17 protein-coding genes are annotated in these 19,529 nt (G+C 64.1%); 15 read left to right on the forward strand and 2 right to left on the reverse strand.

All coding sequences use genetic code 11. The features are described 5' to 3' along the window. The first annotated feature begins 1,060 nt into the window (after window positions 1-1,060). The 8 genes from D474_RS0112795 (at window position 1,061) to D474_RS31015 (ending at window position 9,985) form a co-directional block, all read left to right on the forward strand. Window positions 1,061-2,197 (forward strand): acyl-CoA dehydrogenase family protein, encoded by a 1,137-nt coding sequence (locus D474_RS0112795; RefSeq protein ID WP_026118437.1) that lies wholly within the window; start codon window positions 1,061-1,063, stop codon window positions 2,195-2,197. 41 nt (window positions 2,198-2,238) lie between these two features. After that, window positions 2,239-3,570 (forward strand): preATP grasp domain-containing protein, encoded by a 1,332-nt coding sequence (locus D474_RS0112800; protein ID WP_152476773.1) that lies wholly within the window; start codon window positions 2,239-2,241, stop codon window positions 3,568-3,570. 47 nt (window positions 3,571-3,617) lie between these two features. After that, window positions 3,618-4,841 carry an MFS transporter gene (locus D474_RS0112805; protein WP_083931805.1) on the forward strand — a complete coding sequence of 408 codons (1,224 nt, stop codon included), beginning with the start codon at window positions 3,618-3,620 and terminating at the stop codon, window positions 4,839-4,841. Between the two features lie 188 nt (window positions 4,842-5,029). Beyond that, window positions 5,030-6,388 (forward strand): pyridoxal phosphate-dependent decarboxylase family protein, encoded by a 1,359-nt coding sequence (locus D474_RS31010; protein WP_161628674.1) that lies wholly within the window; start codon window positions 5,030-5,032, stop codon window positions 6,386-6,388. Between the two features lie 48 nt (window positions 6,389-6,436). Next, window positions 6,437-7,417 carry a 3-oxoacyl-ACP synthase III family protein gene (locus D474_RS0112815; RefSeq protein WP_017613958.1) on the forward strand — a complete coding sequence of 327 codons (981 nt, stop codon included), beginning with the start codon at window positions 6,437-6,439 and terminating at the stop codon, window positions 7,415-7,417. Window positions 7,418-7,428: 11 nt separating this feature from the next. Next, window positions 7,429-8,691, forward strand: a complete 1,263-nt coding sequence (locus tag D474_RS28590; protein WP_017613959.1) for an aminotransferase family protein — start codon at window positions 7,429-7,431, stop codon at window positions 8,689-8,691. 16 nt (window positions 8,692-8,707) lie between these two features. Continuing rightward, entirely contained in the window at window positions 8,708-9,139 is a 432-nt protein-coding gene (locus D474_RS0112825) for a thioesterase family protein (RefSeq protein ID WP_017613960.1), read from the forward strand. Window positions 9,140-9,241: 102 nt separating this feature from the next. Next, window positions 9,242-9,985: a putative glycolipid-binding domain-containing protein gene (locus D474_RS31015; protein ID WP_083931807.1), complete on the forward strand. Its 744-nt coding sequence runs from the start codon at window positions 9,242-9,244 to the stop codon at window positions 9,983-9,985. 530 nt (window positions 9,986-10,515) lie between these two features. On the opposite strand, the gene D474_RS0112835 is transcribed toward D474_RS31015, so the two are convergent. Both D474_RS0112835 and D474_RS0112840 read right to left on the reverse strand, forming a co-directional pair. Next, complete coding sequence (locus D474_RS0112835; RefSeq protein ID WP_026118438.1) at window positions 10,516-11,052, reverse strand: GNAT family N-acetyltransferase; 537 nt, start codon at window positions 11,050-11,052, stop codon at window positions 10,516-10,518. A gap of 9 nt (window positions 11,053-11,061) precedes the next feature. Then, window positions 11,062-12,324 carry a hypothetical protein gene (locus D474_RS0112840; RefSeq protein WP_239647061.1) on the reverse strand — a complete coding sequence of 421 codons (1,263 nt, stop codon included), beginning with the start codon at window positions 12,322-12,324 and terminating at the stop codon, window positions 11,062-11,064. Window positions 12,325-12,808: 484 nt separating this feature from the next. On the opposite strand from D474_RS0112840, the gene D474_RS0112850 reads away from it, so the two are divergent. The 7 genes from D474_RS0112850 (at window position 12,809) to D474_RS0112880 (ending at window position 19,256) form a co-directional block, all read left to right on the forward strand. Then, window positions 12,809-13,288: an ATP-binding protein gene (locus tag D474_RS0112850; RefSeq protein ID WP_083931811.1), complete on the forward strand. Its 480-nt coding sequence runs from the start codon at window positions 12,809-12,811 to the stop codon at window positions 13,286-13,288. 301 nt (window positions 13,289-13,589) lie between these two features. Next, on the forward strand, window positions 13,590-14,477 hold the full coding sequence (locus tag D474_RS0112855) for a tetratricopeptide repeat protein (RefSeq protein ID WP_017613966.1): 888 nt from the start codon (window positions 13,590-13,592) through the stop codon (window positions 14,475-14,477). Between the two features lie 188 nt (window positions 14,478-14,665). Beyond that, window positions 14,666-14,803, forward strand: a complete 138-nt coding sequence (locus tag D474_RS32700) for a hypothetical protein (protein WP_017613967.1) — start codon at window positions 14,666-14,668, stop codon at window positions 14,801-14,803. Between the two features lie 9 nt (window positions 14,804-14,812). Continuing rightward, window positions 14,813-15,994, forward strand: coding sequence for a cupin domain-containing protein (locus D474_RS0112865; protein ID WP_017613968.1), 1,182 nt, complete (start codon window positions 14,813-14,815; stop codon window positions 15,992-15,994). Further along, the gene (locus tag D474_RS0112870) at window positions 15,991-16,896 is read left to right on the forward strand and encodes an aldo/keto reductase (protein ID WP_017613969.1); all 906 of its coding nucleotides are present in this window, start codon (window positions 15,991-15,993) and stop codon (window positions 16,894-16,896) included. The genes D474_RS0112865 and D474_RS0112870 overlap by 4 nt, the downstream gene beginning before the upstream one ends. Beyond that, the gene (locus D474_RS0112875; protein ID WP_026118440.1) at window positions 16,868-17,707 is read left to right on the forward strand and encodes a phosphotransferase; all 840 of its coding nucleotides are present in this window, start codon (window positions 16,868-16,870) and stop codon (window positions 17,705-17,707) included. Before D474_RS0112870 ends, D474_RS0112875 begins: the two co-directional genes overlap by 29 nt. 628 nt (window positions 17,708-18,335) lie before the next feature. Continuing rightward, window positions 18,336-19,256 carry a hypothetical protein gene (locus D474_RS0112880; protein WP_152476775.1) on the forward strand — a complete coding sequence of 307 codons (921 nt, stop codon included), beginning with the start codon at window positions 18,336-18,338 and terminating at the stop codon, window positions 19,254-19,256. Window positions 19,257-19,529: the final 273 nt, after the last annotated feature.

A 19,529-nucleotide genomic window follows, 5' to 3' on the forward strand; every position in this document is an offset into this window, starting at 1 on the left:
TCGGGCCGGAGCTCGCTCCCACCGTTGGCGCATCTCCCGGGTGGCGTGCCGGTGAGCACGGCGGTGGTGCCAGGTGGCCTTGACCAGCAGACGGCGCACATGCGTGTGTCGTCCTGGTGATGGGCCCCTGAACCCCGATGGGCTCCGGACGGGTGTTCGCTGGGCACCCCCACATACACGCCGATGCTGGAACCGGTAAATCGTTGCCAATCGCCGATCTCGGTGGCCAAACCGAACGCGGTAACCGTAGAGATCCCGCGCAGGCACCGCAGCCGGTTCACCACCGGACCCATTCCACCCGCCCCGGAGCCAGGTGGCAACGGCATAGCAGTCGAACAGGCTCTCGAAGTAGCAGCTCGACCCAGCCAAGTGCCTCCGCCATCGGCAGTCACACCCGCAGGAACCAGCAAAGACGTGGGTACCGGTCTCGGAGTTTGACTGAACGGGCGACTCGTTGCCGCCGCGTATGAAGGCGGTTCCATTGGCGCCGACACCAGCCAGAACTCCTGCGATCATCTCGTGGAGATAGCAGGTTGGGAGTGCGCTCTCGTTCAGTTAGCCCGTTGCGGAATCGGTGGTCAGGCCGTCGTGGGTGTGCAATGCGGAACGATAACCGTTGACCGGGCAACTGGAACAGGGCAACGCTGACCAGCGAAAACCCAAACTTTGCGCAGCATTAAAGTATGTACGCCGACCAGACATGAATATATAACCACAAGTTCACTTCCTGTCCGGATCCGGCCACAATCTTGACCGACAAAAAGGGCGCTCCTAGGATCTCTCCCTGTGCCCTTCTTACGGACAGGGAACAGGAAGTCTCCAGATAGAAGCAGGCCGGATCCCACAAAGTGAAAACGGACCGCGATAAACTGGAACGACGTTTGTCCAGCTAGGGCTATTGCGGTGTGCTGGATAACGGCCATACCCTGAACTGCCATCCCTTCGCACGCCACACTGATAGCCAGTGTGCTTTCCTAGGCCGAACCTAGGATGGTTGATTCGGATCAAAATCCCATGATCTTTCCTGTCCACGCCCCCCAATATGCAATGAGGCAAAGATATGGAATCTAACACCCAATTTCAACAGAAGATCTCAGACGACTTCGCAGCATGGGCGCGCGAATCGGTTGGCTCACGTGCAGACCGCCAGCACAGCCTTCGTGAATTCGATATCGAATCTTGGCGGTACCTGAGTGAACGTGGTATTTGGCGGATCGCGGTTCCCGCAGAACTCGGTGGCGAGAACAACACCTGGTGGGACTTCATCGCGGCTTTCCAGGGTGTAGCACGAGGCGGACGCGATCTCGGGTTTTGTCTCTCGATGGTCGCCCAGGCGGGCCTTATCCGAGCCTTGGTCAGACAGGGCACTCCCGAACAGCAAAAAACCTGGCTTCCCGGCCTTCTGAACGGCCAGGTCAGCTCCATGGCACTGACCGAGGAGAGTGGCGGATCCGACATCAGCAAAATGGCTGTGACGACTGGTCCACACGACGCTCTACTGTCAGGCACCAAGGTCCACATCACCAATGCGCCTGTCGCCGACGTGATCCTCGTGCTCGGGCGCAGCGGCGATTTGGAGCCCAAGGCGAACGCTACGTTGTTCATGGTCGATGCTTCAGATCCCAGGCTGCTTCGCGGCCCCGCCGAGACGATGTTGGGAAACCACACGAGCCCCACTGGCCGGCTCGACTTCGACGGTGTTCCGATCGCTCCCGTCAACGTGCTCGGCGAGCCCGGCAACGGGCTCCACCTCATCCACGAGATCATCGCCTTCGATCGGTTGCTCTACGGCATGCTGGCCACGGCTTACCTCGATCCGTTGATCGATGACCTCCTGAACTTCGTGCACGAGCGCAGGGCGTTCCACGCCGTGCTCGCTGACCATCAGTACGTCCAGGGCCGCATCACTGACATCAAGTTCGCCGTGGAAAGCACGCGCGGGATCTCGCGCAGTGCGATGGAGGCGGTTATGTCGGGATCAGCGGACGCGAGCCTGTTGTGCTCGATCGCCAAATACCAAGCCGCCGAATCCCTTCGGACGGGCACAGAGAACGCGCTTCGCATATTCGGGCATTCCGGATATGAGGAGGGATGGGTCTCCCGCTCGGTGCGCGACGCCCTGGGGGCTGTCATTGCAGGTGGCACGGCAGAGATGCAGAAAAAGAATGCATTCACCCAGATGGTTGCCCTCCGCTGAACCATGACATGAATTATTCACTCCACTGAAAGGGATTCATAATGCCAAAGATTATTGTAGCCAACGTCGACAGTGACGCCATGTGCGGGACGGACATGCCTCCCGAAATCCATGCCCTCAGCTCACTGTGCTGCTGCCGCCTCATCGTCATGGCGGAGGATGAGGATCTCGTAGTCCTTCCGCATGGCGTCTCGGACGCCTTCCTCGACTACGTGAACGAGTTGCTGGGCCGCAACCTGTCCAGGGACAACGTCATCCTGCCGCGCAACGCTGAGTCCGAGCAGATCATCCTCAATTTCGACTCCCTAAACGACGGTACGGTCGAGCGCCGCATCCGTGATCGGGTTGGCTCGGTCAACGGATGGAGCCTGGAAGCCTATTTCCTCGACCGTGCCGCGGTCACGCTGGCCCGGTCCCTGGAATTGGACATCGATCAACTCAACCCCGACTTTCTCCAGTCCGGCGGAGCCGAGACTTACAACAGTAAGATCCTCTTTCGGCAACTGGCCGACGTGTGCAACACCCCGGTCGCCGAAGGCCGGATCGCTGGCAGTGCAGCTGAACTCGCCCACGCAGTCGAGAACCTCATCGCACGCAACGGTCGTGTCATGGTCAAGCAGGACACCAACTCCGGTGGAGCCGGAAATGTCGCTGTGACCATGCACGGTGAAGACGAGTTGACCGGCGCGAGCCGTGTGGTTCCGGTGAAGGAAGGATTCGACTCCGATAAGTTGGCAGCCTCGCTGTGGCCCGAGGTTGCTGTGCAACGCAACACCCGTGTTGTCGTCGAGGTTTACCATCCGTCGACCATGGTGTACTACAGCGAAGTCTTCGTCACCGGTGGCAGTGAATCACCCCGCGTCCTCAACTTCGGCGAGATGCGGATGGAACCGACCTTCATCGGTTTGGAAATTCCTCCCAAGCGGCTCAGCGAGTTCCAACTGGCCGACATGATCGCTCACAGCACGACCCTCGCGTCGGAGGCGGGGCGGCGTGGGTTCCGCGGTTACATGAACATCGATTCCATTGTCACCGTGGAGGGCGATCTGCTGTTTACCGAGGTGAATGGTCGTATGGGCGACTGCACTCACCTCGACTACCTGGCCCGTCGACTGGTGGGCGAGCGTTACGGCATCACCCATACGGTGCTGACTCGCAACTGGGTTCAGGTCCGCGACTTCACTGAGCTGGTGGATGCACTGCGAGCAGAGAATCTGCTCTTCGAGCACTCGAACCGAACCGGCGTCATCCTGCCCATCGAGGACATCGAACGTTCCGGCGTCATCGACTACATGGTGGTCGGCGACACTCCTGCGCACGCTCGGGCCTTGGAGGAGCAGACGGAGCGCCTACTGGCCGGATTGCGCGCGTGAACCCATCTAAACTCGATCGGCCATCCGCCGCCTAGGGAGGCCCGACCTTGACTGAACCAGACGACGACACGAATCAGAACATCAGCCAGGATTCTCGGAAACGCCCCAGAAAAGGGTTGGGCAGTTTGCCCGTCGAGATTCGCATCGTCATCCTTGCTGCCGGCGTCCTCAACATCGGGACGTTCGCGATCGCGCCCTACCTCGCCTTGCACATGCTCGGCCTGGACTTCTCCGCGTGGGAGGTCGGCGCCGTCCTGGCGGTGAACTTGGTGGCGGCTCGCTGTTTGCCTCTGATCAGTGGCATGATCGGCGACCGAACTCGGCACGTAGTCCTGATGCTCACGGGGCTGGGATTGCGAGGTGCTGCCTTCGCGGCTTTCGCCGGGGGCGATTCCTTCGGTTGGTTCTTCTTCTGCTCGGCGATGGTCGGTCTCAGCGGCGCACTGTACGAACCCTCGGCCAGCGCCATCATGGCCGGTCAGAACGAAGAAATCCGTAAACGCGGATTCTCCTTCCTCAACCAGGCCCAGAACATCGGCGCCGTTGTCGGACCGGGGATCGGTGCCCTGCTCATCGCCCTCGACGCCCATCTACTCTTCATCGCCAGTGGCGCCGTGACCGTGCTGTTCACCCTGCCCGTCTACCGTGTCCGCCACGCCCTGCGCACCGAGCAGACCCAGGAGACGGTCACCGGATCGCTCACGCGTGTCTTCAAAAACGGGTTGTTCCTGCGGTTCGGCCTCGCGATGGGGCTGTTCTGGGTCATCGACTCCCAACTCACCACGTCACTACCGATCTATGCCAGTGCACTGTCCGGTTGGGATGAGATGGCCGGTGCCGTGCTCGCTGTCAACGGCCTCACAGGTGTGCTGGCCGTGTTCGCTCTACGCCACCAGTTCGAAAAGCGTGCGGCACTCCTGTTGTCCGCAACTGGAATGACGGTGGTCGCCCTCTCCATAGGAGCGATCGCCTTGGTTCCGGCCCTGCTATGGCTGCTGCTGTGCGTGGTGCTCTACAGCATCGGCGAGACCTTGGTCTTCGTCTCTGCCGACATCTACATCGCCGAACTTGCCGACGAGAAAGACGCCGGGGCCTTCTTCGGTGGACACGACGTCTTCTGGGCCCTTGGTGGAGCCATCGGTTTCTTCCTCGGAGCGGCGAGCACGCACAGCCCGATGACGTGGGTAGGCCTGGCCGTGCTGCCCGCTCTGGCGGCCGTGCTCATCGGTACCAACGCCTATACCGCCCGTAAGAAAACTGTCCGGAACTGACCCTTCCGTGCAAGTTCGACTGCTGAGGCCATCGACGATCGAATGGGAATGGTCCCATGTCCAATCAGCCCCCTCATCACTCGCCACTTAAAACCGAATCACTCGACCTGTCCCTAGCGGGAAACGATCCCTCCCTCACCGCGGTATCCCACCTGACCGAACACACCCTGACCGCGCTCCGTGCAGGTTTGGTACGTCGAAGCGGTCCGGCTCCTGTCGGCGGCCCGGGGGACACCTCGAGCGAACTGGCCCGTCAGTGGCCGGATCCGCTTCCCCAACGGGGCATCGGCGCAGAGAAGGCCATCGACGCACTGCTCCCGGCCGTCGCGGCGGGTGCCGTGGATCCCTCGCACCCGCGATGCGTCGCGCATCTGCACGCGCCACCCTTCGCTCTGGCCGTAGCTTCCGACCTGGCGGCCGGCGTCTTCAATCCATCCCTGGACTCCTGGGACCAGGCAGGTGCGTCGGTCGACGTCGAAACACGGCTCTGCCGGTCCATCGCGGAACTCGTGCATTCCGATGAACCTGACCCCGATGCCCTGGTCACGACGGGGGCTACCGAATCCAACCTGGTGGCCATGCTTGTGGCCCGGGAGCGGTCTAAGTCCATGTCCGAGGGCGCTATGCCGGTGGTCTTCTGCGCCGAAAGTGCCCACCACAGCGCCCAGCGTGCCGCCTGGATCCTGGAGCTGGAGCGACCGAGGATCATTCCCACCGTTGAAGGCCGGATGGACACGCTGGCGCTGGATGCAGCTTTGGCGGCCGAATCCCGTCCGTGCTTGGTCATCGCTACAGCCGGCACCACTGACCGTGGCCGCCTGGACCCCCTCGAGAGCGTCGCATCCCTGTGCCGAAAGCACGGCGCCCGCTTCCACGTAGACGCCGCCTACGGCGGTTGCGCCCTATTCAGCGATCATCATGCCCATGCGTTGGCGGGGGTGGAGACGGCGGACAGTGTCGCATTCGATTTCCACAAGTTTGGAGGGCAACCACTCGCCGCGGGCATGGTCACCTTCGCCCGCAGCGAGGACACCGCTCTGCTCTCTGTGAGCGCCGACTACCTCAACGCCGATGACGATTCCGAAGCAGGACTGCCCGATCTCCTCGGCCGGTCCCTGCGCACCTCCCGTCGCCCCGACGCGCTCAAACTCGCTGTCACCCTGCTCGCGCTGGGCCGAGAGGGCTTGGGCGCCACGGTCGACCGGTGCTGCGAGATCGCTCGATCGGCCGCCCACCTCATCGACGCCGACCCGGAACTGACCCTCATGGAAGCACCCGAACTCAGCACGGTGCTGTTCCGTCCAGCGCTCGCTGATCGGGCCGGCGAACCCGCTGGTTCCCACATCACCGCCGAGATCCGTCGATCACTACTCGCCAACGGCGACGCTGTACTCGGCCGCGCCTCCCTGCCAGATCAGGAGCACACGCCGAAGGTCTGGCTCAAACTCACCCTGCTCAACCCCCACCTGACCACTCTTGAGCTGGAAGACCTTCTGAGCCTGGTCAAGTCGGCCACTCACCGGCCGTCCGCAGCCGCGGTCACCTGAGAACACCAGCTATACGCGGCACGGATGACAACCGAAAAGGAGACTCTTATGCCTACAGGCATTCTGCAACTCGGGTCATACATCCCCGACACTGCGATCGACAACGAGGACATCGCCAAATGGACCGGTGCATCGCCCGACTGGGTGACCGAGCGCACAGGCGTGCGCACCCGGTACTACGCGGATGCGAAGACGCCGACCTCTGAACTGGCCGAAAAGGCTGTGCGCGATCTGCTCGCCGATGACCCCTACACGGCCGAACAGATCGACCTGATCGTCGTGTCGACCTGCACCCCCGACCAACCGCAGCCCGCCACCGCCTCGCACCTTCAGCGGCGGCTCGGACTCGGCCCCACCGCCGGATTCGACATCAATTCCGTATGCACCGGATTCCTCTGCGGACTGACCTCCGCCAAGGGAATTTTGGAGACGAACGGGGGCACCACCGCCGTCGTGGTGGGCGCCGACAAATTCAGCTCCATCATGGACCGTTCGGACAAGAAGACCGTCAGTCTGTTCGGTGACGGGGCCGGAGCAGTGCTGATCGGGAAAGTCCCCGAAGGCTACGGCATCCACTCCACCGTTCTGATCGGAGACGGGGACACCGCAGATTTCGTCGGCGTCGACGCTGGGGGAACCTCGCTCCCGAACACGCCCGAAGCCCTGGAACAGGGTCGGGACAAGCTACAAATGCAGGGCCCACAGGTCAAGGACTGGGCCATGACGAACGTACCCAAGCTCGTCGACGAGGCATTACAGAAGAACGGGTGGACCACCGATGACGTAGACCGCGTCATCTTCCACCAGGCCAACGTGAAGATGCTCGATAAGCTCCTCGAACTCATCGGCATCGATCGCAGTAAAGCCCCCATGACAGCGCCCGACTTCGGAAACACCGCCGGCGCTTCCATCCCGCTCACTCTGCACCAATCGCACATCGAGCGCCCCCTACAACGGGGAGAGCGAATCCTCCTGGCTGCCGTGGGTGGCGGCATGACCGCCGGTGCTATGACGATGACGTGGTACTGAGAGGGGCTGCCATGCCGGAAACACCACTGATCGATCACGCCGAAGGCGTGCACATGGTAGACACCGAGGGGCGTATCTACCTGGATGGCTGCTCGGGAGCGATCAACGCCAACCTCGGCCACGGGCACCCCGAGATCACTACGGCGATTCATGCGCAGATCGACCGAGTGTGCTCGGCCTATCGCCGGCAGTTCGGCAGCTCCGCGCTGTCGGAGTTGAGCCGCGAACTCCGTGCCTTGGCTCCAGGAGAGTGCGCCTCGGTGCTGTACGCCAATTCCGGATCCGAGGCGGTAGAGACCGCCGCACGCCTCTCCCTCGCCTACCACCACGAACGAGGACGACCTGAACGCACACTCGTCCTCACGGAGGAACCGAGCTACCACGGCATGACAGCCGGAGCACTATCACTGTCCGGTCACCCCCTTCGTCGGGTGGGCATCGAAGCTCTACTCGACAACGGATCGGCCGGTCAGCGCGTACGGCCGAAGACCCCCGGTCAGCGCGCCGATGCACACGACTGGAACCGAGCTATCCAGGAAGCAGGCCCCTCAAGGATCGCTGCCGTCATTGTCGAACCCGTCGGCGGGGCGGCCACTGGCGCTGCGGTCCCCGACGCCGACACACTGCCTGCGCTGCGCGAGCTCGCCGACCAGCACGGATTCCTCCTTATCGCCGACGAGGTGATGACAGGGTTGGGACGTACCGGCACCTGGTTCGCTTCGGCAGCTGGTGGTGCCGTCGCCGACCTGATCGCGGTAGGCAAGGGATTGACTGCCGGGTACGCCACCATGTCAGCCGTACTCGTACAGGCCGGCCTGGAACGTGAGTTGCGTAGCCCAGCCGAAGATTACGTCTTCGGCCACACCATGGCCGGCAATCCCCTCGCTGCCGCCACATCATTGGCGGTCGTTCGCTACCTCCGCCGCGAGGACATCACCGTACGCGTCAAAGAGATGGGCGAACTCCTACGAAGCCGGTTGAAGAGCCTGCTGGGCGAACATCCGGCAACCCTCGAAGGAGTGCGCGGCGCCGGCCTGCTTCAGGGCCTCGCTCTGCGCACCAGCGGACGCACTCCGCTAGCCAGCGCCGCCGGGCTGGTCCAGGCGGCTCAAGAAGAGGGATTGTTGCTCTATCCATCGGGGGTAGACAGCGCGACCGAATCGGTCCTGGTAGCACCAGCCCTGACCATCACCGAAGGTGAGGTTGAAGAACTGGTCACCCGTTTGCGCTCAACTCTCGAACTGTTCGAGAAGCGGTACCTCAATACCACCTGACGACCGAAGGAGTGTCATGACCGACCGACCCGAAGCCATCCCCTCCGGAAGCACCCCCACCGACCCGGACACGCTCGCGGGCGCCTCACACACCATCGAGCACGTGGTTGCCCCTTCTGACACCGCCGCGAACTGGGGAAACGCGCTGGATGTGCTTGCCACCCCGGTCCTGCTCTGGTTGGGAGAAGTAGCCTGCCAGCAGCTTATGGAAAAGGCCGTCGGCCCAGGAGAGATGTCGCTGGGGGTCGCGCACAACTCGGCGCACCTGGCGCCCACCGTGCTCGGAGATCACGTGAAAATCACCGCAACACTCGAGCGGTGCTCCGACCGCAAATTCTCTTTCCGAGTCCAAGCTTGGGACTCGCGCTCCTGTGTCTTGCAGGGGACACACACGCGCGCGGTGGTACAGCGCGAGGAGTTCACCGCAGCTTTGTTCGCGTCGCAGTAACCTCTGAGTTCACCCACGGCGAGTGAGGGCAACCGCTCCGTTCAGCAGCCTCCTGTGAGCGGGGCGGTTGTCCGAGCACGCCGCAAGCCTTACCCTGGGTGCATGAGAGATCACCTTATGCGCTCAAGGTTCATGCGTGCGTGGAAGATGGCCCACGACAAGGGGTTTGTCTTCGCCTGCGGAACGATCGACGGAACCTATCTACGAGCACACTCGGGCTCCTTCCATGATGAAGACGAACCCTATTTCGTCACCTTCGACCTGATCTCAGGGCCGCAATACCGAACCCGGACCATTGACGTGACAGTGCAAGGTCCCGCGCGAGATCGCTCGCTGCACCTGGAACGCTCGGAGCAGGGTTTGTGGACGGCGCTGCTGCAAACCGAAGGCGGAAGGCAGGCCGACCCAGAACTTCCCGACTTGCATGACGCTGTCGATTGCGATCTCTGGCTGTCGCCTCTCACGAACATCATGCCTGTGCGCAGATCAGGACTTGCAAAACCTAGCCCCGCAGTCGAAGAATCCATCTCCCACGTCATGGCGTGGATCGACCTGCCCTCGCTGGCCGTCCACCGTTCGAGGCAAGATTACCAACGACTCCCCTCCAATAGCGACGGTCCAGCGATGATCAAGCTGAGCGACCGGGACTCTGAATTCAAAGCGGAGATCGAGGTGGACACGCAAGGATTCGTCATCGACTACCCAAACATTGCCACCCGTGTGGGCGAACTCGAACGCATCGAGGAAATGATAACGGAAATTCCATCTGGCCTGAGGGCACCGGTGCGCGCCAAGTACGACTCACTCGTATCAGATATGGCGGGGGATAATTTCGGTAGACTGTGAACGACTGGCGAGAGCTGGCTCGGGATCCGCGTTTCAGTAGCGCCTGCTCACCTTGCACCTGCTGGGCCTTCCCACCGCGCCTGCGGCTGCAGCACCGGTGGCACATCATCGGCTCCCACACCGGCCGCAACCGCTNCGACGGCCGGGACGGCTCACTGTCGCTCGCGCGGGGAGGACTACACGGAGGTTCGCGCATGCGCAGGATTGCCCCACTCACCCCCGCTCGCGCGGGGAGGCCCGGCGCACCCCGCACCTGAACGAACTCTTGACCCACTTGGCTGTGGTCCTGGGAGGGCGGGCTGGCGCCCGCCTCACCGGCCACATGGCTGCTGCGGTCGGCCGGATGAGCCTGCAGGTATGAGTTTCCGTCTTCGGAGAAGTTTTTCTACTAAATGGACTTCGGGTTAGTCGTGGGCGACCACCTCGTGTCGGCTCGCGTAAAACGCTCGGCCGGGCGCATTCGGCCGAGCGTTTCACCATTTCCTGTCCGTGCACCGCACTTCATATGGTGCGACGGCTGGTGTACGTCTTCAGGCGCTCCACTCGTCGCAGAGGACCGAGTGCACGATTGAGTCACGCCATCCGGTGTCGGTTCGGAGGTGCCTGCGGATGCGGCCTTCCTCGACCATGCCGGCTCGGTTCATCACGGCTTGCGAGGCCGGGTTCTCGGGCGAACGTGCGCCCCAGATGCGGGCGTACCGGAGCTGCTCGAACCCGAGCCTGAGGAGGAGCTCGACGAGCTCTGCGCCGAGGCCGCGTCCCCACAAGTCATGGCGGATCGCGAACCCGATCTGAGCCGAATGGGGGCGCTCGTCCTGGGCCATACGTGCTGCGCCGACGAGCCTGCCGTCGAATTCCGCGGCCAGCATGTAGACCGTGCGCGGGTCAGTCTGTGCGTCTTGCACAGCGGAATCGATGACCGTCGAGCACTGGGTCACGGTGCGCGGAGTGAAGCTGAGGTGCTCGACGGTCGTGGCGTCGCCATAGACGCTGTGCAAGGCCTCGACGTCGTCCGGCTGCATCTCTCGAAGGGTCAGTGATGGGCCGGTGAGGGAGACTGGGAACATGTGCCGAGGCTAGCCTGCCGTGATGGAAGCGGTGGGAGTCTGGGCGTAGACGTCCATGGCTTCCCTGAGCTGTCGGACCGTTGCGCTCCCAGTGTACTCGGGCTTACGCAACGGGTCATGGACCCGCATCACGCTTCGCACGATGCCCGCGATCCTCCGGTTGGCGGGGAGGTCGAGAACTGGTGTGAGGGCCTCCTTCGCCCCTTCGATCTCCCCGAGACAGGCGTGGGCGAACGCCAGGTCCGTGCGTGAGCCCGCTTCGTCGCCGAACGCCCAGTCGTCGCTGTTCTCCTGGTGGGCTGCCTCATAGGAGGCCACGGCACGTTGCGCGGCTTCCTTCGCCTGGGGCTCATCTCCCGGGACCCATATGCGTGTCTCAGCCTCGTAGTACTCCTGCCTGCACGGTGCGAAGCGCATGAGACCGCCCATCGAGTCGAGGTCGTCGGGTTCCATGGCTTCCCGGAGCTCGGCCGCTCGGGTGAGCGTTGCAACGGCCTTCTCTCCATCGCCGAGCGCTGCCCAGGTGCGCGCGCTCTGAGCTGCGAGCCAGACGGCGCCGCTACCCGTCGTACGGCCGGTGAGGGCTTCGGCTGCGTCGGCATAGCGAGCGGCTTCGCTGGTCCAGCCGGCCCAGTAGGCCATCAGGCTTTGCTGTGCGCGCACACGGATCATGAGACCCGGGTGGTCGGCCTGCTCCGCGCAGATCGCGGCGGTCCTCGCCTGTTTCATGGCCGAGCGGGGATCCCCGGTGTCGTGGCTGGCCTTGGCGAGCATGAGGCTGAGAAGCCCAGCGAGAACGTAGAGGTCCTTGCCGTAGCGCGGTTTCTGTCGGCCTTCGAGCTGGACGAACGTGACGTCCTGCGCTTCGATGAGGTCACTGAGGACGTCGTTCAGCGCGACACGGGGGTATTCACGTGAGATGCGTGCGGTTTCCTCGTAGAGGGCTTGAATGGTCTCCGGCCCTGTGGTGGTGCCTTCCACCAGCGCACCGAACCGGACTGCTCGTTGGGCGGCCATCTCGACCTTCCTCTCAGAGGGTGAATGGTGAATCTGTACAGGCGTATGGGTGTGCAGCGACCCTGAGGAGGTGTTTTCCGGTGGCGTCGGGGACGGTTGACTGACGCGTTGGAGGACCTCGCGCTCGCTTTCACCGAGACGGTCAAGGCCCTCCGCGCTGAGCACGTTGAGCGGCGCCGTTCCGTAGAGGCGTGCGAGGGCGACGACTTGGACCGCTTGCGGCGCGCGTCCTCCGGGCTTCGGCCAGAGCTCCACCCGGCTTAGAGTCGCTTGGTCCAGCAAGTGCCCGGGGGTCGCTTCGGTGAAGCGAGCTGCGGCCTCCGCCTGACTCCATCCGCGTACCTGCCGGTATGCGCAGAGAGGGCTCACACCGGTTTCCGACCGCACTTCATGGGCGATTTCGTCGTCGGATCGCCCTTGTTGTCGCATGCGATCAACGAGTGAGCGGATTGCTGCTTTCGTCCACTTGGGCATCGTTCTCCTTCCGGCGGCGCAATAACAGGGTGCCCAAGGATTCCGCAACCGCAACGGCGAAGGTCATTCCAGGCCCACGTACTGCGACATAGAAAGTGGATCTGGTTCACGTTTTCCCACTTCAGAGCTGATGCCTGGCGCATAAAAACTATGGCTCCAACCCTGGTGTTTTTTGGTTGCTGAACGTGTTCGATCGAGAACGACAAGCAGCCAGTGAGCACGTACGGCCCTGCAGAGGTGAACAGAGGTGAGAGGCATGGGAGTGATGTCGGCGGCCCACCCGCTTCCCCGGCGCGTACCGGGATACTCGAATGGAGAGCTGCGGAGGGGAGGCCGTAGGCACGCCGCGGTGTTCAGCTCCTCCTCCCACGCCGCCGCGGGGGCGCGGCGATGGGCCCGACAGGTAACCGGTTTTCCCCCTGCGGAGGCGTCCATGCTGGAGCTGGTCACGAGCGAACTCGTGTCGAACGCGCTCCAACACACGGCGAGTGGACGCCCGGGTGGATTCTTCACTATCAAGATCGCGTTCATGACCCCTTCGTGCCTCCGCCTTGAGGTCACCGATGGTGGCCCCCGGGTCACCGACAAGTGCTCGTTTCCCGACTGGGGTGGGGGACCGGTCGACTCCGACCACGGGCGCGGCCTGGCCATTGTGGGCGAGGTGAGTAGGCGGACGGGAGTCCTGGGCGTCGTGGGCGGACCGCTCACGGTCTGGGCGATCCTCGACCGGGCTGACCTGCGGTAAGGGGCAGCGATGGGGTGGCAGGTCGCTGATGACATTGAGTTCTACGAACAGGCCGAGATCCACCACGCGCAGCTACGCCCGCGTTGGTGGGTCATGTGGTCGCCGATCATCGCCGACCTGCGAGCCGCCGAAACACGCGGCACCCGATCCCACCGAGGGTTCCCTCCTCGGAACCGACCCCGATGACCCGGCGCGGCGGTGCGGTCGAACCCGCCCGTGCGCGGTGAGCGCTCCTCCCTCCAGCCAGCGCGCCCCGCACTGCCGCGCCGTTCCACCCCGGCTAACGAAAGGAACCCAACACGTGGACTCCAGCTTGGATGCAGCCGAACGCGTGACCGGCGACCTCATCGACATCTTCCTGCCGCTCGCGCAGGCGGCCGACCGCAGGATCAACCCACGCCGCTGGACCCTGGCCAACTACAGCAGCGCCCGGCATGACGCCTTCGACTCCTACAAGGAGGCGCTCGCGTGGATGGACTTCGCCGCTCCGGTGACCCGCGGGGCGATCCGGATCGCCAACGCGAACGCGCGGCATGAAGCCGCCTGGAAGCTGGCCGAGGCCCTTCACGCGTGGCTGCACGTCCGCAAGGACTGGACCAGCTGGAAGACCAGCCACGAGATCGCCCTGGAATCGGCCCGCGAATGCGGCGCCGCTCCGCTCGCGCGCATCCTTGCGTCCCTGGGCGAGTACCACCTGTGGCAGGACGACCTCGTCAGCGCCGAGTCCTACCTGTTGCGTGCCCGCGCGCGCTGGGCGGAGGCCGAACACCTCCTGGGACAGGCGTCCTGTCTGGAGGCGCTCGGCATGCTCGCCCTGAAAAAGAAGCAGCCCCAGAAGGCGAGGGAACTAGTCAGCGAAGCTCGCGAGCGCTTCGCGGCGGAGGGCCGGGAGCGCGCGGTGGTGCTGATGCAGCGCCGCATCGGCGAGACCTACCGCGACGAAGACGCCTTCGCACAGGCCATCAGCGCTCTCGAACCGGCGTACCGCTGGTTCGTTGCTGAAGGCGACCACTACCAGCAGATCCGGACGGGCCGCAGTCTCGCTCTGGCTCTGGAAGGCGCGGGCTCCGCCGGCCAGGCACGAACCCTGCTGAACGAGCTGATCAGCGTCGCCACAGCGAACGGCGCCGAGGCCGACGCACACGAACTCTCCCGCTTGATGCCGGAGCCGGTCGCGGCGGGAGCCTGAACCCCGTCCGGTCGGAACTTCCCCAGGAATCCGGCCGGACGGGCCGCAGCGGCGGGAGATGACCACGGTCGACACCTGGTGGGGGGACCACTTCTCGCCGCCCGGCAGAAAGGAAGCGATGCCAAGCCCACGAGCCCCGCCGCAACGGGTGTGCACACCCCCCGAAACCTCACTCACAAGGAGTCTTGATGGACACCAGCACGCAGCACTCCGACGACGACCTTCTGATGTCGGTGGAAGACATCGCCTCCGTCCGCTCCCGGGGAGACCAGCCCTCGGACGGCGGCAGCACCGGCCGCTCGGACACCAACGACGGCGCCCTGTAGGAGCACACCGTGACCGCTGACCTGATCAGCGGCCGTCTGGGCGGGGACGTGTTCCCCGCCCAGGTGCTCGGCCGCGAACACCACCGCTACCCGGCCCCCGAGGGGCAAGAAGACGTCTTCGCCGAGCTGCTCACGTGGCCAGCGCTGAACAACCTGCTCGCCACACAACGCCTCGACCCACCCCGCATGAGGCTCTCGGCCGGCGAACTCATCGACACGAGCACGTACACCCGTCTGCGTCGCTACCGTCGGATGGCCGACTGGAACGCTCCGATTCCGAACCTGTTCCATGAGCAGCTTCGGGAGGGCGCGACTCTGGTCGTCGACGCCATTGAAGAGATGCACCCCCCGATTCGCAGGGTCGTCACGGAGCTGGAAGCTTGGTTGCGCACCACCATCCAGGTGAACGCCTATGCCTCTTGGACCTCGAAGCAGGGATTCGGCGTCCACTGGGACGACCATGACGTGTTGATCCTCCAGGTCTCAGGGCGCAAGCGCTGGCGCATCTACGGGACCACCCGCGTCGCACCTCTTCACCACGATGTCGAGTTCTCCACCGAGGAACCCACCGAACCCATTGACGAGTTCGTCATGGGCCCCGGGGACATCCTCCACGTGCCCCGGGGCTGCTGGCACGCGGTCGCGGCCTCGGAGGGGGAACCGAGCCTGCACCTGACGTGCGGCCTGGTCACAACTACCGGTGCGGACTTCCTGCGCTGGTTGACGCATCAGCTGATCGAGCACGAAGCAGTACGTACCGACGTCCCACATCGGCCCGACGAATACGGCCCGTGGTCTCGATCCATCGCCGAGTTGATCAGCAAGAAGCTGGAATCGGCCGTTGTGGTGGACGAGTACTGGAGCTACCTGGACGCGACGGACGAGCCCCGTCCCGTCTTCAGCCTCCCAGTTGCGGTGACCGGCGAACTCACCGATGACACGTTGGTCCGACTGGCCTCCCTACGAGGATCCGTGACCGTGGACGGGGACGTGGTCGCCTACGCAGCGCAGGGACGTCGCTGGCGGTTCCCGGCGAAGGTGGGCCCGATGATCAACCACCTGCACCGCAACGGCACGAGCAGTGTCAAGGAACTGAGCGAGCTGGTTCCGGATGCGCCGCCCTCCGCCGTGGCAAAGCTGTTGCGCACCCTGATGGACGACGGGGCCCTGGTCTGTGAGGTCGGCACGTGACCCTCCTCGGAATGGGGACCTACCGGAGCCGCGATGCAGCCACGTCGGCCGGCATCGCGGCTTCGGCCGGTTGCGCCCTCATCGACACCGCGCCCGTCTACGGCCACGGCGCCCATCAGGCGGCCCTCGCGCCTGTACTGCGCACGCACCCGAACGTGAAGGTCGCCACCAAGGTCGGATACCTGACACGAGGGCAGGCTCAGGTCGCCCTCACCGCCGGAGCGCTCACAGACGAGGAAGCGGCCTTCGGCCACAGCATCGCCCCTGCGTACGTGCGCCACCAGATCGCCATGTCCAGGATCGAACTCCGGCGCTTTACGCCGGACATCGTCTATCTGCACAACCCCGAGCACCAGGAAGAGCGCAGCGACCTTCACGCTCGAATCCGTGCCGCCTTCGCCGCACTCGAAGATGAAGCCGCACGGGGCATGATCCGTGGCTATGGAGTGGCCACTTGGACCGGGTTCGACTGCGGAGCGTTCACGGTCTCCGATCTGGTCCGCTTGGCGCGAGAAGCAGCCGGGAGCACACAGACGGCCCTAACGGCTATTCAACTCCCCGTGTCCATGGTCAACGTGGCCCCGATTCGGCAGAGCCTCAATGGATGCGGACCCCTCCACGAGGCCAACGAGGCAGGATTGCAGTCCTGGGCTTCCGCGCCTCTTCACGGCGGCGAGCTCCCTTCCCTGATCAGGCCGAAGCTCGCTGACATCGTGAGACCAGGGGCCAGCGGGGTTGATGCGGCCTTGCTGATGACCGCTTCCGCCCCTGGACTGACCGGCCTGCTCATCAGCACCACGAACGCCGGTCACTGGAAGCAGGCGGCCGAAGCCGTGCGTGATCTCTTGCCTGACCACCGACTCAAGGAACTCTGTGAACTCCTCGACCCGGAACCCACATGACCTGACCGCCCAATGGCACCATGCCGTCGAATACCTCGGGGCGACAGCGATCCCGGGCATCGCCCTGCATTCGGGAGTCGGGGACAGGACTCTGAGTGGTCCCGTGAAGGCACCGACCGGGGGTGAGGCGTGGTTGCGCGTGATGTCCTCCCCGCGTCCGGAAGGCAAGATCTGGGAGGGTGCGACGCTGGCGGAGGAGGTCCTCAGCGACGACGTTCCGCGACCGAGGCTGCTCGCCGACTACACGTGGTCGGCAGATGGCGTCTACTTCCGGGCTCACCTGTGGGAACGGGCCCGAGGGCGCACGCTGTCTGATTCCCCGGTTCTCACATCGCCCCCTGAGGTGTCCGACGACTGGTGGCGGAGCTTGCGGGCCGCCGCCAACGCCGTGGGGCGCGCCTCGCTCCCACCAGGCCGGGAGGTGATGACGCAGGCGTTCATCAACCGAATTCCTGGCTTCCTTCCCGAACTGGAAGGAGCGGACCTCACCGTTGGCGATTGGCGTACGGCCCACGGAGATCTCCATTGGGCCAACCTCACCGCGAACCCGTTGCAGCTTCTCGACTGGGAGGGCTGGGGTGCAGCGCCCGCCGGCTATGACGCGGCCGTCCTCCTCGCATATAGCCTGCCCGTTCCCTCTGTCTCCGAGCGTGTGCGCAAGGAGTTCGCAGCCGAGTTGGTGACGCTGACCGGACGTCTCGCTCAGTTGGTGATCTGTGCCGAGATCATTCAGGCGAGCGAGCGCGACGACCTCCACGCACGCCTACGCCCCTACGCCGAGAACCTTGTGGCCGAGCTTGCTCCGCAGTAGCTGTACGAGGCGGGGCCCGGTGTCACGGATCAGAAGTACCGGGCCCCGTGGGCTGTGCTTTCCCCTCCCATGGATGTGGGCTCTCGCAGGCGTGGCCGGATTGGCGGCAGCTTGGGGGAACGTGTTCAGCCCACGCCCAATCATCCGCAAGGGCTAGTGGGCGCTCACATCCCACCCGGGGACGGCCCTCGCGGTCCTCCGCGCTCTCGACTGGGTGAGTGCGCCCAGGCCACGGCCAGGCCGTGGGCGTTCGCACTCCGGTCCTGGCTGCCGCCCCATGGCATCGCTCCCGGGTATCAGTCATGTGGGTGTGCAGCTGCGCGGGGCAGGGCCTTCGTAAAGATGGGAGTTGCTGTCATCTTCACAGTCGGCGCAGGAAACGCGTGGTGCTTGCCTAATGGCATGCCCTGGGTCGTCTATGGTGTGTGGAACGGCGGGTTNNTCCTGACCTGGCGCTGAAGGATGTGGCACATCTGCTCCGCCTAGCAGACGAGTGATGACTACGGCCCCTTCGGGGATGGTCTTGTTCTTGCGTTTGGCCGGGCAGACGTGGATACGGAGACCCATGTCATCGAATTCCGTCCAGCGACGCACGGCCAGGAGCCGGTCCCGGTACACCGGTGAATCCTTGCTGGAAGCCCAAGTCGGCGTTCCCCGGGCCAAAGAAGACCACGGGCTGGACGCCTGCACCCCTCAGCAGCAGGCGCTCCGGGCGCTTTTGGCTGTTGCGGTGTTCAACAGTGACTACCTGGGGGCACCGCCGCGGGACTGGGGCGCCCATATCTTGAACGTCTATGCCTTCCATTTGTCACCTCGGTTTGACGACCTCCACATCGTCACCGACGTACCGGAGAACGTTGCCAACCGCCTGATTTTGTCGGGCTTCGAGCATGAGTATCGGATCCCCGGCATGAGGGCTGTGTGCTACGGCCCGGATCACACGCGGTTCTGGCACGTGCCCACGGGCGCGACATTCTTGGTGCGTTCTCGGGGCCGGGCAGGGATGCGCCTCAGGTGCGGGCTACCCTGTTCCGGCAGTTGGCAGGCGAAGGATGTGCCGATGCTGGAACACCCCATGAGCTCGGTGGAACGCAGCGAGTGGGGCGCTGTGCCTCCCATGAGCACCAGCAGCCTCCGACTCTTGTCAGGACTGTTTACTCGGATGGCACTACGGTCTCCGGACCGCTCGTGGGCGACCGCAGGCTGGCATTTTCCTCCCCACGACGTCCCTGACGCCTTCCCCTACCAGGCTGGTGCGGGCAAGATGCTATGGGGATCCGGAGACCATTGGACACTTCGGTGGAAGGGCTTCCCAAACCCGGAATTTGTCGCCACGGCGCTGACCGATCCCACCATCGGTATGAAGAGCGCGGAGGTGAAGAGTGTCGGCGAGGACCTCGTGGTCTTCTACGGGTCCGCGCAGCTGCGGCTCGTTGAGGAGAACCGGAGCGTCCTCGGTTCCTCCGAGGAAGTCCTGAAAGTGCTTCGAAGCAGGAAGAATCCTTCGCTTCGCGGGAGCCGTAAGCGGGGCCTTCAGGCAGAGCCCTGATCCTCCACCGGTGATGAGGGGTTGGCTGGGACGTCGGCCGGCCCCTCAGATCTATGTCTGGCGCACCATGTTTGAGTGTTCGTGAATGTCGATATTCCGCATGTTCGTGTCGGAAGAATTTGCGGGCCCCTGAGGTGTGCACGAACTGATTGGTGCTCGCGCAGTGCTCATGAGGGTATCTGTGCAGGTGAGGGCAGGGTCGGCGGAAACGCTCCTGTGAGGAGGAGCCAGGTTCTTGGTGGAACCTTTACCTGCGCGAGTGGGCAATGAGTG

The organism is Nocardiopsis salina YIM 90010 (assembly GCF_000341025.1).
In the GTDB taxonomy this organism is placed as follows: domain Bacteria; phylum Actinomycetota; class Actinomycetes; order Streptosporangiales; family Streptosporangiaceae; genus Nocardiopsis; species Nocardiopsis salina.